A 16,953-nucleotide genomic window follows, 5' to 3' on the forward strand; every position below is an offset into this window, starting at 1 on the left:
TACTCCTGAACGTCAGGCGGGCATCTCGATCAGCGGGTAGACGCCATTCTCGTCGTGCACCTCCCGGCCGGTGACCGGGGGGTTGAACACGCACAGCATCCGCATCTGCGTGACCGGTTCGACGCGGTGCCGTTCGTGGCCGTCGAGCAGGTACATGGTGCCCGGCCGCAGTTCGTGCACCTCGCCGCTGTCCAGGTCGGTGAGGATGCCGTCGCCCTCGATCAGCCAGACGGCCTCGATGTGGTTGGCGTAGTGGAACTCGTTGACCGAGCCGGGGGCGATGGTGGTCTCGTGGAAGGAGAACCCGACGCCGTCGCCGGCGAGCACGATGCGCTTGGAACGCCAGTTGCCGTCGGCGCTCGTGATGTCGCGGTCGGTGTCGGTGATCTCATCGGTGGTGCGAACGATCATTGGGAAATCTCCTCGTCAGGCGCAGACCTTGGCAGTGGCTTCGGCGAGAATGCTCAGGCCGTGGTTCAATTCGTCGCTCGTGATCGTCAGGGGCGGAAGAAGTTTCACGACCTCGTCCGACGGGCCCGAGGTCTCGGCCAACAGGCCCTCGTCGTATGCGAGGCCGCACACCTTCACCGCCTTGCCCGGATCGTCGAACACCAGGCCCTGCACCATTCCGCGACCGCGGGTGCTGACGCCGTCGAACGAATCCGCGAGGTTGGCGAAGATCTCCCCGATCCGCCGGCCCTTGGATGCGGTGGACAGCTGCAGCAGATCGTCGGACCAGTACTGCTCGAGCGCGGCGGTGGCCGTGACGAAGGCGGGGTTGTTGCCACGGAAGGTGCCGTTGTGTTCGCCGGGGGACCAGACGTCGAGTTCCGGCTTGAACAGGGTCAGTGCCATCGGAAGGCCGTAGCCGCCGATGGACTTCGAGAGGGTGACGATGTCGGGCGTGATGCCGGCGATCTCGAATGAGAAGAACGGGCCGGTGCGACCGCAGCCCATCTGGACGTCGTCGACGATGAGCAGGATCCCGCGCGAGGAGCACAGGTCGGCGAGGGCGCGGAGCCACTCGGGGCGGGCGACGTTGACGCCCCCCTCGCCCTGGACGGTCTCGACGATGACGGCGGCGGGCCGGTTGAGGCCGCTGCCCGCGTCGTCCAGGACGCGCTCGAACCAGTGGAAGTCGGGCATCTCGCCGTCGAAGTAGTTGTCGAACGGCATCGGCGTGGAGTGGACGAGGGGGACCCCCGCGCCCGCGCGCTTCATGGAGTTGCCGGTGACCGAGAGGGATCCGAGGGTCATGCCGTGGAAGGCGTTGGTGAAGTTGACGATCGACTCGCGTCCGGTGACCTTGCGGGCGAGCTTGAGCGCCGATTCGACCGCGTTGGTGCCGGTGGGTCCGGGGAACTGGACCTTGTAGTCGAGTCGGCGCGGCGTCAGGACGAGGTCCTCGAAGGTCTCGAGAAAGCGCCGCTTGGCGACGGTGTGCATGTCGAGGCCGTGGGTGATGCCGTTGGCGTCGATGTAGTCGAGGAGGGCCCGCTTGAGGACCGGGTTGTTGTGGCCGTAGTTCAGTGCGCCTGCCCCGGCGAAGAAGTCCAGGTACTCGCGACCGTCCTCGGCGCGCAGCCAGGACCCGGACGCGGACTCGAAGACGGTCGGCCAGGACCGGCTGTAGCTGCGGACCTCGGATTCGAGGGTGGTGAAGATACTGGTGTCGACTGCGGTGGTCATCATCGCGCTCCTTCGGTGCTCTCGTCCCCGACGACGTAGAGCTCTTCGGATTCGTGCGTATCGGGAAAGTGACTGGGGGTGAAAAGTTCTCGCTTCGTGATGGTGGTGTAGCGGTTGCGGGCCAATGCCGTGAACAGGGCGATCGACGCGGTGTTGTCCGGGCTGATCGTCGTTTCCAGGCGGGTGATCCCCTGGTGTGCAAGGTGATCGAGGAGGTCGCCGAGCATCGTGGCGGCCACTCCCTGGCCGCGTGCGCTCTCGTCGACGGCGACCTGCCAGACGAACACGGTCTGCGGGTCCTGTGGCCGGACGAATCCGGTGACGAACCCGACGACGCGACCGTCGATCTCGGCGACGGTGGAGCTGTCGTGGAAATCTCTGCACCACAACAGGTAGGAGTAGCTGGAATTGAGATCGAGCACTCGCGAGTCGCGGGCGATCTCCCACATCCTGGTTCCGTCGGCGACCGTCGGCCTGCGGCAGGCGGTCGCCCGGTGCCTCGGGTCGTCCGTCATCGTCGGCGGGTGAAGTGACAGGGTTGGGGTACTGCTCTCCGTAGCTGGCTTCATATGCAATCCGAACGTAACAACGGGAGCACGGCCGTTTCACCCCCGTGATGCGAAATTGGTTGCAACACGCCGGGTTCGATGCTGGTGAGACCATGGATGTGATGTACGACACATTGTGTAGCGCTCGGGGTGTTTCGGGCGATTGTGGTCGTCCTCGCGGACCTCGTCGGCGCGGCACCCGACAGGCGGACGGGCACCGTCGTCAGGGGCCGTCCGCGGCTCGATCAGCTGACGCTCGCCAACGCGAACGGCAGGACGGCGTCGGCGCCCGCCGACCGGAGTTCGCGCGCCGCCATCGTCAACGTCCAGCCGGTGTCCGACAGGTCGTCGACGAGCAGGATCGGCCCGCTGACCGCGGTCAGGTCCGGTGCCGTCCACGCGCCCGCCAGCCCGGCGACGCGGTACGCGGAATTCGCCGCCGACACCGGGGGGTGGCCGGGTGTGCGGGGCAGGACGCCGAGATCGGTCAGCCGGCCCACCTGCGCCAGCCGGGCCGCAAGCGACGCCACCAGCTGCGGTCGGGACTCGGACTCGAGCGCGATCACCGAGGTCGGGCGCACCTCCCAGTCCCAGGACGCCAGCACCTTGATCGCGGCGTCGACCACGGCGTCCGGGACGGGACCGTCCGGGCCGTCGAACAGTGCGCGCAGTCGCTGACCCCAGCCGAGGTCGGACAGCCTGCCGAGCACCCGCCCCGTCTCCGGGCCGTCGGTGATCTTCCCGGACAACGAGACTCCGAGCTTCGCCAGGCCGGTCGGCCACTGTTTGCGGGGCGCCAGGTCCACACCGGGGCGGTCCAGGCGGGCCCTCGCCCGGGCGATCGACTCCGCGTCGACGGTGGCGTCGACGGCGACGCCGGTGCAGTTGTCGCAGCGACCGCACGGCGCCGCAGCGTCCGACAGCAGCGGGTCGTCGAGCTGGCGACGCAAGAACTCCATCCGGCACATCGACGTGGTCTGATAGTCGACCATCGCCTGCTGCTCGGCCGACCGGGCCCGCTCGAGCCGCTCGTAGCGCGGTGCGTCGTACACCCACGGCTGCCCGGTGCCGATCCAGCCGCCGCGCACCCGGCGGACCGCCCCGTCCACATCGAGCACCTTGAGCACCATTTCCAGCCGCGACCGGTTCAGCTCGACCAGCGGTTCGAGGGCCTGCGTGGACTGAGGACGCTCGGGGTCGAGCACCTCGAGCACGCGCCGCACCACGTGTTCACGCGGGAAGGCAACGGAGGCAAAGTAACTCCAGATCTGCCGATCCTCGTGCCCGGGCAGCAGCACCACCTCGGCGCGGTCGGTGGAGCGGCCGGCGCGGCCGACCTGCTGGTAGTACGAGATCGGGGAGGACGGCGCCCCCAGGTGCACGACGAACCCCAGGTCGGGCTTGTCGAAGCCCATCCCGAGGGCCGACGTCGCGACCAGTGCCTTGACCCGGTTGTTCAACAGGTCCGCCTCGAGTTGCTCACGCTCGGCGGTGTCGGTTTGCCCGGTGTACGCGGCGACCGTGTGCCCCTGCTCGGCCAGCAGCGCGGCGAGGTCGCGGGCCGCGGACACCGTGAGGGTGTAGATGATGCCCGACCCGGGCAGCGAGTCGAGCCGTTGCCCGAGCCAGGCCGCCCGCTCGGTCGCCTCGTCGATACGGACCACCGACAGCGACAGCGACTCGCGTTCGAGTCCACCGCGCAGCACCAGCGTCTCGGCGCCGCCGACGCCGAGCTGGGCGGAGACGTCCGCGACCACCCGGTCGTTGGCGGTCGCGGTGGTGGCCAGCACCGGGATGCCGTCGCCCAGTTCGGCGATCAGGGTGCGGATGCGCCGGTAGTCGGGACGGAAGTCATGGCCCCAGTCGGAGACGCAGTGGGCCTCGTCGACCACGACGAGGCCGGCGTCCGCGGCCAGGGACGGCAGCACCTGGTCCCGGAAGTTGGGGTTGTTCAACCGTTCGGGGCTGACCAGCAGCACGTCCACCTCGCGGTCCGCGATGCGCTGGTGGATCTCGTCCCACTCGGTGACGTTGCCGGAGTTGATCGTCGCCGCCCGCACCCCGGCGCGTGCGGCGGAGTCGACCTGGTTGCGCATCAACGCCAGCAGCGGCGAGACGATGACGGTCGGGCCGTGCCCGCGGGCCCGCAGCAGCTTCGCGGAGATGAAGTACACCGCGGACTTGCCCCAGCCGGTGCGCTGCACGACCAGTGCGCGCCGCCGCTGGACGACCAGCGCCTCGATGGCGACCCACTGGTCCTCCCGCAGCCGTGCGTCCGGGCCTGCGAGCTCCCGTAGCAGGGCTTCGGCGTCGGCGCGTAGGTCCGTGGTGGCTGAGGTCATGGCGTCCATCGTGCCCGACGACACCGACAACGATGACCGCCTGCCGGGACCTGACGCCGAAATCCGCTACGGCGTGGTAGGCCTGACGGATGGACGTGACCGATCACACGATTCTGTCGGGTTTCGACGCGCTCGCCGCCGAGCTGGTCGACCTCTACCGAGACCTGCACGCGCATCCCGAGCTCTCGCACGCCGAACACCGCACGGCGGGAATCGTCGCCGAGCGCCTCGCCGCGTCCGGGTACGAGGTGACCGCGGGGATCGGAGGCACCGGCGTGGTCGGGGTGCTGCGGAACGGCGACGGGCCGGTGGTGCTGCTGCGGGCCGACATGGACGCGTTGCCGGTCCGCGAGGACACGGGGCTCGAGTACGCGTCCACCGCCACCGCGGTCGACGGCGCGGGCGACACAGTGCCGGTGATGCACGCGTGCGGTCACGACATGCACGTCACCTGCCTGCTCGGTGCCGCGGACCTGCTCGCCGCCGGGCGGGAGCAGTGGTCGGGCACTCTCGTCGCGCTGTTCCAGCCCGCCGAGGAGCTCGGCGACGGCGCCCGCCGGATGATCGACGACGGTCTCTACTCGAAGATCCCCGCCCCGTCGGTGGTGCTCGGCCAGCACGTCATGCCGGGCCCGGTGGGCACCGTGTTCGCCAGCCTCGGCACCGCGATGGCCGCGGCGCGCAGCGTGCAGATCCGGATGTTCGGCCGCGGCGGGCACGGGTCGATGCCCGACCACACGATCGATCCGGTCGTGATGGGCGCCTCGACCGTGATGCGGCTGCAGACCCTGGTCTCGCGTGAGGTGTCGCCGACCAACCCGGCCGTGGTCACCGTCGGCTCGTTTCAGGCAGGCACCAAGGAGAACGTCATCCCGGACGAGGCGGTGCTCAAGGTCAACACCCGAGCCTTCGACACCCACGTCGCCGAGCAGCTCGCCGAGGGCATCACCCGGATCGCCAACGCCGAGGCCGACGCGTCCGGTGCCCCGATGCAGCCGGAGATCACCGAGCTGAACAGCTTCCCGCTCACCGTGAACGACGCCGACGCCACCCGGCGCACCCTCGGGGTGCTGCGCGGCCTGCTCGGCGACGACAAGGTGTTCGAGATCGGGCCCGTCGCGGGCAGCGAGGACGTCGGCGACCTCGCCACCGAACTCGGAATCCCGCTCGCCTACTGGTTCTTCGGCGGGTTCGACATGAGCGACGGAACGCCGCTGCCGTCCAACCACTCCCCGCAGTTCGCCCCCGCGATCCGGCCCACCCTGGACACCGGGGTGGCGGCGCTGGTGACGGCCGCGCTGGAGTGGCTGGACTGACGGCGGCGCCGGGGTGGGCGCCGCCGTCCCGGCGGGTCAGTCCGTGTACATCGCGTCGAACACGGCGGCGAAGTTCTCGCCGACCACCTTCCGTTTGATCTTCAGGGTCGGGGTCAGCTCGCCGGTCTCCTGGGACAGGTCCCGGTCGGCGATGGCGAACTTCTTGACCTGTTCGGGCTGAGCCAGTTTGGCGTTCGCGGCGTCCACAGCCTGCTGGACGAGATCGACGACGGTCGGGTGTGTCGACAGCGCGGCGATCGAATCCGGGAGGCCCTGGGCCTGCGCCCAGGGCAGTACCGTCTCCGGGTCGAGGGTCACCAGCACCACCGGGTAGGGGCGGCGGTCGCCGTGCATCACGGCCTGGCTGATCCACGGCGACCGCTTGAGATCGTTCTCCAGGTTCGCCGGTGTCAGGTTCTTGCCGCCGGAGGTGACGATGATGTCCTTCTTGCGGCCGATGATCGAGACGTAGCCGTCCTCGTCGATCGACGCGAGGTCGCCGGTGTGCAACCAGCCGTCGGTGATCGCCCCGAACGACGCGTCCTCCATCTTGTAGTAGCCCTGGAAGATGTTGCCGCCCTTGAGTAGGAGCTCGCCGTCCTCGGCGACCCGGGCCTCGATGCCGGGCAGCGTCCGGCCGACGGTGCCGAACCGGTGGTTCCGGGCGGTGTTCACCGTCGCGCCCGTGGAGGTCTCGGTCATTCCGAAGCCCTCCATCAGCGGCACGCCGCAGCCGTAGAAGAACTCGAGGATCTCCTTCGAGATCGGGGCGGTTCCCGTGATCGCGAGATCGAGGTTGCCGCCGAACAGGCCCCGCACGCCCTGGAACAGTGCGGCATCGGCGGCGTCGAACTGCGTCCTCAACTCGGCGGGCACCGGTTCGCCCGCCTGCTCCATGTCCCGCACCCGGACCCCGAGTGCCGCGGCGGCGAGGATCCGGTCACGCTCCTCGGCAGGCTTGGATCCGACCGCCAGGGTGTAGACCTTCTCGAACACGCGCGGCACCGACGGCAGATGGGTGGGCCGCACCTGCATCACCTCGGCGACGATGCGGGCGGTGTCGCCGCCCCAGTAGGCGATGACCCCGCCGCGGTCGAACGCCAGCAGTTGGAAGAGCAGCGCGAATGCGTGCGCGAGCGGCAGGAACAGGTACAGCACCATGTCCTCGTCGGATTCGATGCCCTCGATCTCGTCCAGGGCGACATTCGCGGTCATGATCGCGCGGTAGTTGCCGTGGGAGAGGACGCAGCCCTTCGGCGGCCCCGTGGTGCCCGAGGTGTACATGAACACGTACGGATCCGACGGATCGACCGCGGCCGAACGTCGCCGCAGTTCCTCGGCGCCGGCCGCGCGGCCCCGTTCGCGGATCTCGTCCGCCGGCACCGCACCCTCCGCCTCACCGCCCTGGACGACGATCCACTCCAGAGCCGGGAGCTGGTCGCGGACGGCCGCGATCTTGGCGACCTGCTCGGCGTTCTCGCAGACGATGCCGCGGGCCTCCGAATTGCCCACCACCCACGCGCATTCTTCCGCGGAGTTGGTCGGGTAGACCGAGACGTGCACGCCGCCCGCCGCGACGATCGCCAGGTGCGCGATCGACCAGTCCGGGCGGGTGGCTCCGAGGACCGCGACGCGGTCGCCGGGGGACAGCCCGAGGTCGATCAGGCCGGCCCCGAAGTCGGTGACCCGGTCGGCGAGCTCCCGGTAGTTGATCTCTTCCCACTGGTCCGGTGCGCTCTGCCAGCGCGCGGCGGGACGGTCGCCGTACGCCTCGGCGGCACGGAACGCGAGATCCGCGATGGTCGTGCCCGCAACTGTCCGGTTCATCCGGTACCCCATTCGACGGGCGGCATGTGATCTGACTCACTCTGGCCGCAGTGGGGCGATGGTATGCCAGGCGAACTAGTTGCGCATCGGTTTGGCGTCCGGATGTCGCGCGAGCAGATCGTCCACCTCCGCGGCGGTGGGGGAGGACGCCGCCGCGCCGGGTCGGGTGGTCGCAAGTGCCCCGGCCGCGGTCGCGCGCTGCAGCGCCGCCGTCGGACCGAGGTGCCACGACGCGGCGAGGGTGCCGGTGAACGCGTCGCCGGCGCCGGTGGTGTCGACGACCGCGACGGCGTGCGCCTCGGCGTGCGCCGAGGCACCGTCGGGTCCTCGCCAGCGGGCGCCGCGACCGCCCAGTGTCGTGATCAGGTGGGGCACCCGGTCCAGGGTGGCTTCGCCGAGTTGCGCGGCCTCGGTCTCGTTGACGACGAGTACATCCACGGCAGCGACGAGCGCATCCGGAAGTGGCCCCGCCGGAGACGGATTCAGGAACACCGTGCTGCCCGCAGCGCGGGCGTGGGCAGCAGCGGCGGTGACCGTCGGGACCGGCAGTTCGAGCTGGCACAGCAGCACGTCGGCGCGTGCGACGGCGGCGAGGTCCGCCTCGGTCAGGGTGGTGACGGTGGCGTTCGCGCCGGGCACCACCACGATCGAGTTCTCGCCCGTCGCATCGACGGTGATCGCGGCGACCCCGCTCGGTCCGGGCGCCACGCGCAGCAGTGTCACGTCCACCCCCGCGTCGGCCAGGCCGGCCCGCAGTGGTGCGGCGAACGTGTCGTCGCCGACCGCACCGAGGAAGGTGACGTCCGCGCCCGCGCGTGCCGCCGCGACCGCCTGGTTGGCGCCTTTCCCGCCCGACCCCGTATGGAATCCGTTGCCCAGCACTGTTTCTCCTGGACGCGGCATTCGGGGAGTGGTGGCCACGAGGTCCATGTTGACGCTGCCGAGGACGGTCACGGTGCCGGACATGAGCTCAGGGTACTGACCGAATGTGGGATTCGATCACTTCACGTGATCGAATCCCACATTCGGTCGGATGGTGGGGTTGTGACTGCTCAGGCGTGATCGGCCTGCGGCCGGCGGGCGAGTTCGGTTGCGGCGTGTGCGGTTCGGGTCCGCAGGCGCCGCAGCACGGTACGGGCCTCGGATTCCGTGGCGACCGCGGGGGCGCAGCCCTCGAGCGGGCGTCGTGCGGTCTCGGGGATCAGCAGGACCGCGAAACCACCGATCAGGGCGGCGCCCATCATGTAGAAGGGTGCGACGAGGGTGCTCCCGGTCGCGTCCTCGAGTGCCGTGATCGCCAACGGGGTCGTGCCGCCGAACAGTGAGACCGCGAGGTTGTACGCGATCGCGAGCGCACCGTAGCGGACACCGGTGGGGAACAGGGCGGGCAGCACCGACGGGAAGACGCCGACGAACAGCAGCAGCAACGCACCGAGGATGGCCAGGCCGACGATCACCGGGAGGTAGCCGCCCTGTCCGATCAGCAGGTACGCCGGCAGGGACAGGACGAAGAAGCCGGCGAAACCGATGAGCAGCAGTGGCTTTCGGCCCAGCCGGTCGGAGAGTGCGCCGACCCGGGTGATCGCCACCATCATCGCGACCATCACCACGATCATCAGGAGCAGGCCGTGCGTCTCGTCGTATCCGAGGGTGTTCGACAGGTAGGTCGGCATATAGGTGAGCAGACCGTAGTGCGCGATGTTGTAGGTCGCGACGAGGACGATGCACAGCAGCATCGGCCGCCAACTGCCCGTGACGGTCTCCCGCAGCTTCGCCAGCGCACTCACCTGGGGGGACTCCGCGGTCCCGTCGGTCTCGGTGCGGGCGTCCTCCAGCGCCCGGAATGCCGGTGTCTCCTCCAGCCGCAGACGCAGGTACAGGCCGATCAGCCCGAGCGGGCCCGCGATCAGGAACGGGATCCGCCAGGCCCAGCCGACCAGGGCCTCGTCCGTGGTCAGCGCCTGGATCGTGGTCACGAGGGCTGCGGCGGCGACGTAGCCGGCGAGCGTGCCGAGTTCGAGGAAGCTGGCGAAGAATCCGCGGCGGCGGTCCGGGGCGTACTCGGCGACGAAGGTGCTGGCGCCGCCGTACTCGCCACCGGTTGAAAAGCCCTGCAGGAGACGGAACACCACCAGCAGGATCGGTGCGGCCACCCCGATCGACGCGTAGCTCGGCACGAGTCCGATCGCGAACGTGCTGGCGGCCATCATGACGATCGTCGTGGCCAGCACGCGTTTGCGTCCGATCCGGTCGCCGAGTGGCCCGAAGAAGAGCCCGCCGAGTGGGCGCACGACGAAGGCCGCGGCGAAGATCGCGAAGGTGGACAACAGCTGTGCCACGCCGCTGGCCTCGGGGAAGAAGACCTTCCCGAGTGTGGTCGCCAGGTAGGCGTACACGCCGAAGTCGAACCATTCCATCGCGTTGCCGAGCATCGTCGCCTTCACGGCCCGCTTGACCGATGACTCGTCGACAACGGTGACGTCGGGTGACGCGGTGATGTCGGCGCTGCTGATCTGTGATTGTGGGTTCATGTGTGCGCTCCTCAGCGCTGCCGTCCCGAGCTCGTGCCCGGCAGGCATGTGCCGCGCCGGCGGGGTACGTACCTGATGCACGCATCTTTTCGACGCCCGCACGGCGGCGGTGCTGGTCGGGTGTCGACGGCGCGCGGCCCTGTGGCTCTGTCCGGCCCCCACCGGATGGCTCTGGCTCGCGGCAATGCTCCGAAACCGTTCCGGTACACCGTCACGTCGACGCGGTACCCGGTCCGAAGCCACCAGCGGATAACGAAGCCACGCTAACAATCGCCCATGTGCGTGTCGAACTTCCGTGCGCGTGTCGAACTTCGCGGTGTCACGGGCTCTCCGCCCCGTACCCCTGTGCTTAGCGGTCGTTACGCTGTACTCATGACCGCCGTGAACGAGGGTGCCCAGGTGACCGACTCCGTCCGGGAGGCCGTGCACGCGGCCGCGCGCCGCGCACGTGTGGCGTCGCGAACGCTGGCGCTGCTGACCACGGCGCAGAAGGACGCGGCACTGCACGCCGCCGCCGACGCCGTCCTCGCCTCGACCGACACCGTGCTCGCGGCCAATGCCGCCGACGTCGAGGCCGCGCGGGCCGCCGGCACCGAGGAATCCCTGATCGACCGGCTGCGGCTGACCGCCGACCGGGTCGACGGCATCGCCTCGGGCCTGCGGCAGGTCGCCGGTCTCGCCGACCCGATCGGCGAGGTCGTCCGCGGCACCACCCTCCCGAACGGCCTCGAGATCCGGCAGCTGCGCGTCCCGCTCGGCGTCGTCGGCATGGTCTACGAGGCCCGCCCCAACGTCACCGTCGACGCGTTCGGCCTCGCGCTCAAGTCCGGCAACGCGGCCCTGCTGCGCGGCTCGTCGTCGGCGAAGAACTCCAACGCCGCGCTCGTCGAGGTGCTGCGCGGCGCGCTGACCGCTCAGGGGCTGCCCGCCGACGCCGTCCAGCTGCTGCCGAGCGAGGACCGGTCCTCGGTCACCCACCTGATCCAGGCCCGCGGACTCGTCGACGTGGTCATCCCGCGCGGCGGGGCCGGGCTGATCAGTGCCGTCGTCCGCGACGCCACCGTGCCGACCATCGAGACCGGCGTCGGCAACTGCCACGTCTACGTGCACTCCGCCGCCGACCTGGTCAAGGCGGAGAAGATCGTGATCAACGCCAAGACCCGCCGGCCCAGCGTGTGCAACACCGCCGAGACGATCCTGATCGACGCCGCCATCGCGGACACCGCGGTCCCCGCGCTCACCCAGGCGCTGCAGGCGCAGAGCGTCGTCATCCACGGCGACCTGCCCGGCCAGGTGCCCGCCACCGAGTCCGACTGGGCCGAGGAGTACCTGACCCTCGACGTCGCCATGAAGGTCGTCGCCGACCTGAACGAGGCCGTCGAGCACATCGACCGCTACGGCACGGGGCACACCGAGGCCATCGTCACCGACGACCTGTCCGCGGCCCGCGAGTTCACCGCCCGCGTCGACGCGGCCGCGGTCATGGTCAACGCGTCGACCGCCTTCACCGACGGTGAGCAGTTCGGGTTCGGCGCCGAGATCGGCATCTCCACCCAGAAGCTGCACGCCCGCGGACCGATGGGCCTGCCCGAGCTCACCTCCACCAAGTGGGTGGTGTGGGGCGACGGTCACACCCGCCCCGCCTGACCTCCAGCCCGAAAGGTTCCCATCGTGGATCGAGCACTCCCCGCCACCCCGCCCGTGTTCAGCAGCGTCGACGACGTCATCGCCCGGCTCGCCGAGACCGGGTACCTCGCCGACAAGGGCACCGCGACCGCGGTGTTCCTCGCCGACCGACTCGGCAAGCCGCTGCTCATCGAAGGTCCGGCCGGTGTCGGCAAGACCGAGCTGTCGCGGGCCGTCGCGCAGACGTCCGGCGCCGAGCTGGTGCGGTTGCAGTGCTACGAGGGCGTCGACGAGGCGCGCGCCCTCTACGAGTGGAACCACGCCAAGCAGATCCTGCGCATCCAGGCCAGCTCGGAGCACTCGTGGGACGAGACGAAGCAGGACGTGTTCGCCGAGGAGTTCCTGCTCTCACGCCCGCTGCTGACCGCGATCCGCCGCGAGGATCCGACCGTGCTGCTGATCGACGAGGTCGACAAGGCGGACGTCGAGATCGAGGGGCTGCTGCTCGAGGTGCTCAGTGATTTCGCGGTCACGGTGCCCGAACTCGGCACCATCACCGCCACCCGCAAGCCGTTCACGGTGCTGACCTCCAACGGCACCCGGGAGCTGTCCGAGGCGCTCAAGCGGCGCTGCCTGTTCCTGCACCTGGACTTCCCCGACGCCGACCTCGAACGCCGCATTCTCGCCAGCCGGGTTCCCGAGCTGCCCGAGGCCGTCGCCGAACAGCTCGTGCGCACCATCCGGGTGCTGCGTGGCATGCAGCTCAAGAAACTGCCGTCGGTCGCGGAGACCATCGACTGGGGTCGCACCCTGCTCGCACTCGGGATGGACACCCTCGACGACGACGCGATCCGCACCACGATGGGCGTCGTCCTCAAGCACCAGTCCGACCAGCAGCGGGCCGCGGCCGAGCTGCGCCTCAACTAGGTCGCGGGCGAGAAGACACAGGAGGCGTCATGGCCGTCACCGCAGGCCCGTCCGGGGTTCCCGCGGCACCGTACGGGCTGCCCGGGCATCTCGTGGACTTCGTGGAGGCCCTGCGCAAGCGGGGGATCGCCGTCGGGCCGTCGGAGACCGTCGACGCCGGTCAGGTGATGTCGGTGCTCGACCTCCTCGACCGGGAGGCGCTGCGGGAGGGGCTCGCCTGCGCGCTGCTGCGCAGGCCCACCCATCGGGCCACCTACGACGCCCTGTTCGACCTGTGGTTCCCGGCCGGGGTCGGGCAGCGCGCCGACGGCACCGGGGAGATCGACGTCGACATCCCGCGGGGCGAGGACGGCGAGGTCGACTTCGAGGCGCTGCGCGAGCTGATCGCCGGACTGCTCGTGGACGGTTCCCCGGAGGCACTTGCCCGGGTCGAACAGTTGACGGCGCAACTCGTCGAGCAACTCGGTCAGTACCAGTCCTCGAAGGGGCCCTCGTTCTCCGCCTACCAGGCGCTGCGGGACGTGGCGCCGGAGACGCTGCTGTCGCGGATCCTCGACGGCCTGCTCGGCAACGCCGGCCAGGCCGAGCACGAGGCCGCCGACTACGCCACCGAGATCGCCCGCCGCACGGCGGCGCAGCGGATCGCGGACTTCCGCAAGATGGTCGAGGTCGAGACCCGCCGCCGCTCCGCCGAACAACTCGGCAGGGAACGGGTCGCGAGCTACGGGGTGCCCAAGCTCGCGGAGGAGGTCGACTTCCTGCGCGCGTCCGACACCGAGATGGTGGCGTTGCGGCGCACCGTGAGCCCGCTGGCGCGCAAGCTCGCGAGCAGGCTCGCCGCCCGCCGCAGGCGGTCCCGGGCCGGGGCGATCGACCTGCGCAAGACCCTGCGCAAGTCGATGTCGACCGGCGGGGTCCCGATCGACCTGGTGCTGCGCAAGCCCCGTCCCGCCCGCCCGGAGCTGGTGGTGTTGTGCGACGTGTCGGGATCGGTGGCCGGGTTCTCGAACTTCACGCTGCTGCTCGTGCACGCGCTGCGGGAGCAGTTCTCCCGGGTGCGGGTCTTCGCGTTCATCGACACCACCGACGAGGTCACCCGGTTCTTCGACTCGGGGGCCGATCTCGGCGCGTCGATGTCGCGGATGATCCGGGAAGCCGACCTGATCGCCTACGACGGGCACTCCGACTACGGCAACGCGATCGGGGTGTTCGCGGAGCGGTTCGCGCACACGCTGACCGGGAAGACGTCGATGCTGATCCTCGGCGACGCCCGCAACAACTACCGCGACACGAACGTCGCGTCGCTCGCACACCTGGCCACCGTCGCCAAGCACACGCACTGGCTGAACCCGGAGCCGCGCGGACAGTGGGGCAGCGGCGACTCCGCCGCCAAGGTGTACGCCGACGTGGTGCAGATGCACGAGTGCCGCAACGCGCAGCAGTTGGCGGCCGTCGTCTCCGGGCTGCTGCCGATCTGACGCCGGACCGTGCCAGTAAGCTCGATCCTCGTGCGAAACGCAGAGATGGCCGGCAAGCGCCGACGGCGGCTGGGCGTGATGGGTGGCACGTTCGATCCCATCCACCACGGACACCTCGTCGCGGCCAGTGAGGTAGCCGACCGCTTCGACCTCGACGAGGTCATCTTCGTCCCGACCGGGCAGCCCTGGCAGAAGGCGGGCAAGGACGTCAGCGCCGCCGAGGACCGCTACCTGATGACGGTCATCGCGACCGCGTCGAACCCGAGCTTCTCCGTCAGCCGGGTCGACGTGGACCGCCACAAGGACACCTACACCGTCGACACCCTCCGTGACCTGCACTCCCAGCACCCCGACGCGGACCTGTTCTTCATCACCGGCGCCGACGCGCTCGAGACGATCCTGTCCTGGCAGAATTGGGAGGAGATGTTCGAGCTGGCCAAGTTCGTGGGTGTGAGCCGGCCCGGGTACGAGCTCGGCGACGACCACCTGGCCGAACATCTCGCCGACCGCCCGGACGCCCTGACCCTCGTCGAGATCCCCGCAATGGCGATCTCGTCCACGGACTGCCGGAAGCGGGCAAGTGAGAACCGGCCCGTCTGGTACCTGGTGCCGGACGGGGTGGTGCAGTACATCTCCAAGCGCAACCTGTACCGACCACGCGATGCCGAGCGCCTCGACGGGGCGGTCACGGTGTCGGGGCCGGCACCGCAGAACAACATCAGTCAACCGAACCGGGAGAACACCTAAGTGAGCGCATCCGCCGAAGCACTCGAGATGTCGCGGATCGCCGCGCTGGCCGCAGACGAGAAGCTGGCCAACGACGTGGTGGTGCTCGACGTGTCCGAGCAGTTGGTCATCACCGACTGCTTCGTCATCGCCTCCGCCTCCAACGAGCGCCAGGTCAACTCCGTCGTGGAGAACATCGAGGACAAGCTCCGCGAGGCCGGGCACAAGCCGGTCCGCAAGGAGGGCACCCGGGAGGGCCGCTGGGCGCTGCTCGACTACGTCGACCTGGTGGTCCACGTCCAGCACGACGACGAGCGCAACTTCTACGGCCTGGAGCGGCTGTGGAAGGACTGCCCGATCGTCCCGGTCGACGGCATCGAGCCGCGCAGGGCCGAATGGGGTGCCGACTCCGACGGTGACGTCGTGGACGAGCAGGCCGCCGAACTGGGCGGCGCCGACCAGGGCGAGCCGGAGTCCGGGCGGTGACAGCTGCCGCGGCGTCTCCGGCGCGGCATTCGATCGCGGCCCCGCCGCGGCGACTGATCCTGCTGCGGCACGGGCAGACCGAGTACAACGCCGGTGACCGGATGCAGGGTCAGCTCGACACGGACCTGTCCGAGCTCGGGCGCGTGCAGGCCAAGTTGGCGGCCCGGGCGTTGGGCGAGCGCGGCCCGGCCGAGATCGTCAGCTCCGACCTGCGTCGGGCGCTGGACACCGCGACCGCGCTCGGTGATCATGCCGGGCTGGCCGTCGCCACCGACCAGCGACTGCGGGAAACCCACCTCGGCGAGTGGCAGGGGCTCACCCACACCCAGGTCGACGAGCGTGATCCCGGTGCCCGCGCCGCCTGGCGTGCCGACGCCACCTGGGCCCCGCCCGGCGGGGAGAGCCGAGTCGACGTCGCCAGGCGGTCGGTCCCGGTCGTGCAGGAACTGCTCGCCGCCCGCCCGGGATGGGGCGAGGACCCGGTCGTGCTGGTCGCGCACGGTGGCCTGATCGCCGCACTGACCGCCGCGCTGCTGGATCTGCCGGTGGACCGGTGGCCGGTGTTCGGCGGTCTCGGCAACACCAGTTGGGTGCAGTTGACCGGGCACGGGGAACCCGACGCGGTGTCCTGGCGCCTGGACGTGTGGAACGCCTCCGCGAGGGTGGCCGGCGATGTCCTCTGACCTGGATACGGCTCCCGGGCGGGGCGACCGCCCGACCCTGCTGGTGATCGCCGACTCGCTCTCGTACTTCGGACCCAAGGGCGGCCTGCCCGCCAACCATCCTCGGATCTGGCCGAATCTCGTCGCCGCCGAACTCGGCTGGGACGTCGAGTTGGTCGCGCGGATCGGCTGGACCAGCCGGGACGCGTACTGGGCGCTGATCCAGGATCCGCGGGTGTGGGCGACGGTGCCCAGGGCCGCTGCGGTCGTGTTCGCGGTCGGCGGGATGGACTCGCTGCCGTCCCCGTTGCCGACCGCGCTGCGGGAACAGTTGCGGTACCTGCGGCCGCCGGCGCTGCGCCGTCAGGTCCGCAACGCCTACCAGTGGCTGCAACCCCGACTGTCCCCGCTCGGGTGGCCGGTCGCGCTGCCGCCGAAACTGAGCGTCGAGTACCTCGAGGAGTGCCGCACGTCGCTGGCCTACATGCGGCCGGAACTGCCGGTGATCGGCTGCCTGCCGTCGGTGCACCTGAGCGACGCCTACGGCAAGGTGCACGCCGGCCGGCCGGCCGCGGTCCGTGCGCTCGAGCAGTGGAGCGCCGAAACGGGTGTTCCCCTGGTCGATCTGGCACAGGCGGTCCGCCCGGACATCTTCTCCGGCGAGGGAAACCCGGACGGCATCCACTGGGGCTGGGCCGGACACGAGGCCGTCGCCGAGGCGATGCTGTCCACGATTCGCGGCGTCCTCGCCGGGGACGGCGCGCACGCGGTCGTCGACGAGGCCCGGTAGGCCCG

General features: G+C 70.1%; 15 protein-coding genes. 8 read left to right on the plus strand and 7 right to left on the minus strand.

All coding sequences use genetic code 11. The annotated features are described in order from the left end of the window. Positions 1–12: 12 nt before the first annotated feature. The 4 genes from ACWDUM_RS13125 to ACWDUM_RS13140 all read right to left on the minus strand — a co-directional run bounded on the left by ACWDUM_RS13125 (position 13) and on the right by ACWDUM_RS13140 (position 4,579). Complete coding sequence (locus ACWDUM_RS13125) at positions 13–411, minus strand: ectoine synthase (RefSeq protein ID WP_450134320.1); 399 nt, start codon at positions 409–411, stop codon at positions 13–15. A gap of 15 nt (positions 412–426) precedes the next feature. Next, a complete protein-coding gene (gene ectB / locus ACWDUM_RS13130; RefSeq protein ID WP_450112128.1) occupies positions 427–1,689 on the minus strand; it encodes a diaminobutyrate--2-oxoglutarate transaminase in 1,263 nt (420 codons plus the stop codon). Further along, entirely contained in the window at positions 1,689–2,204 is a 516-nt protein-coding gene (gene ectA, locus ACWDUM_RS13135; protein WP_450134321.1) for a diaminobutyrate acetyltransferase, read from the minus strand. The genes ectB and ectA overlap by 1 nt, the downstream gene beginning before the upstream one ends. A 278-nt stretch (positions 2,205–2,482) precedes the next feature. Then, positions 2,483–4,579 carry a DEAD/DEAH box helicase gene (locus ACWDUM_RS13140; RefSeq protein ID WP_450134322.1) on the minus strand — a complete coding sequence of 699 codons (2,097 nt, stop codon included), beginning with the start codon at positions 4,577–4,579 and terminating at the stop codon, positions 2,483–2,485. A gap of 89 nt (positions 4,580–4,668) precedes the next feature. Here ACWDUM_RS13140 and ACWDUM_RS13145 point away from each other — a divergent pair, with 89 nt between their 5' ends. Then, positions 4,669–5,895: an amidohydrolase gene (locus ACWDUM_RS13145; RefSeq protein ID WP_450134323.1), complete on the plus strand. Its 1,227-nt coding sequence runs from the start codon at positions 4,669–4,671 to the stop codon at positions 5,893–5,895. 36 nt (positions 5,896–5,931) lie between these two features. Here ACWDUM_RS13145 and ACWDUM_RS13150 read toward each other — a convergent pair whose 3' ends face one another. From ACWDUM_RS13150 to ACWDUM_RS13160, 3 genes are all read right to left on the minus strand, one after another. Next, positions 5,932–7,722, minus strand: coding sequence for an AMP-dependent synthetase/ligase (locus ACWDUM_RS13150; RefSeq protein WP_450134324.1), 1,791 nt, complete (start codon positions 7,720–7,722; stop codon positions 5,932–5,934). Positions 7,723–7,797: 75 nt separating this feature from the next. Further along, positions 7,798–8,688, minus strand: a complete 891-nt coding sequence (locus ACWDUM_RS13155; protein WP_450134325.1) for a ribokinase — start codon at positions 8,686–8,688, stop codon at positions 7,798–7,800. A gap of 86 nt (positions 8,689–8,774) precedes the next feature. Continuing rightward, positions 8,775–10,253 carry an MFS transporter gene (locus ACWDUM_RS13160; RefSeq protein WP_450134326.1) on the minus strand — a complete coding sequence of 493 codons (1,479 nt, stop codon included), beginning with the start codon at positions 10,251–10,253 and terminating at the stop codon, positions 8,775–8,777. Positions 10,254–10,625: 372 nt separating this feature from the next. On the opposite strand from ACWDUM_RS13160, the gene ACWDUM_RS13165 reads away from it, so the two are divergent. The 7 genes from ACWDUM_RS13165 to octT all read left to right on the plus strand — a co-directional run bounded on the left by ACWDUM_RS13165 (position 10,626) and on the right by octT (position 16,948). Then, entirely contained in the window at positions 10,626–11,900 is a 1,275-nt protein-coding gene (locus tag ACWDUM_RS13165; protein ID WP_450134327.1) for a glutamate-5-semialdehyde dehydrogenase, read from the plus strand. A 24-nt stretch (positions 11,901–11,924) separates the two neighbouring features. Beyond that, positions 11,925–12,806, plus strand: a complete 882-nt coding sequence (locus ACWDUM_RS13170) for an AAA family ATPase (protein WP_450134328.1) — start codon at positions 11,925–11,927, stop codon at positions 12,804–12,806. Between the two features lie 29 nt (positions 12,807–12,835). Then, positions 12,836–14,284 (plus strand): vWA domain-containing protein, encoded by a 1,449-nt coding sequence (locus ACWDUM_RS13175; RefSeq protein WP_450134329.1) that lies wholly within the window; start codon positions 12,836–12,838, stop codon positions 14,282–14,284. Between the two features lie 45 nt (positions 14,285–14,329). Beyond that, the gene (gene nadD, locus ACWDUM_RS13180) at positions 14,330–15,031 is read left to right on the plus strand and encodes a nicotinate-nucleotide adenylyltransferase (protein ID WP_450112247.1); all 702 of its coding nucleotides are present in this window, start codon (positions 14,330–14,332) and stop codon (positions 15,029–15,031) included. Then, positions 15,032–15,496, plus strand: coding sequence for a ribosome silencing factor (rsfS, locus tag ACWDUM_RS13185; RefSeq protein WP_450134330.1), 465 nt, complete (start codon positions 15,032–15,034; stop codon positions 15,494–15,496). 101 nt (positions 15,497–15,597) lie between these two features. Then, on the plus strand, positions 15,598–16,179 hold the full coding sequence (locus ACWDUM_RS13190) for a histidine phosphatase family protein (RefSeq protein ID WP_450134730.1): 582 nt from the start codon (positions 15,598–15,600) through the stop codon (positions 16,177–16,179). Beyond that, a complete protein-coding gene (gene octT / locus ACWDUM_RS13195) occupies positions 16,169–16,948 on the plus strand; it encodes a diglucosylglycerate octanoyltransferase (protein ID WP_450134331.1) in 780 nt (259 codons plus the stop codon). Before ACWDUM_RS13190 ends, octT begins: the two co-directional genes overlap by 11 nt. Positions 16,949–16,953 lie beyond the last annotated feature (5 nt).

This window comes from Rhodococcus sp. NPDC003322 (assembly GCF_053589555.1).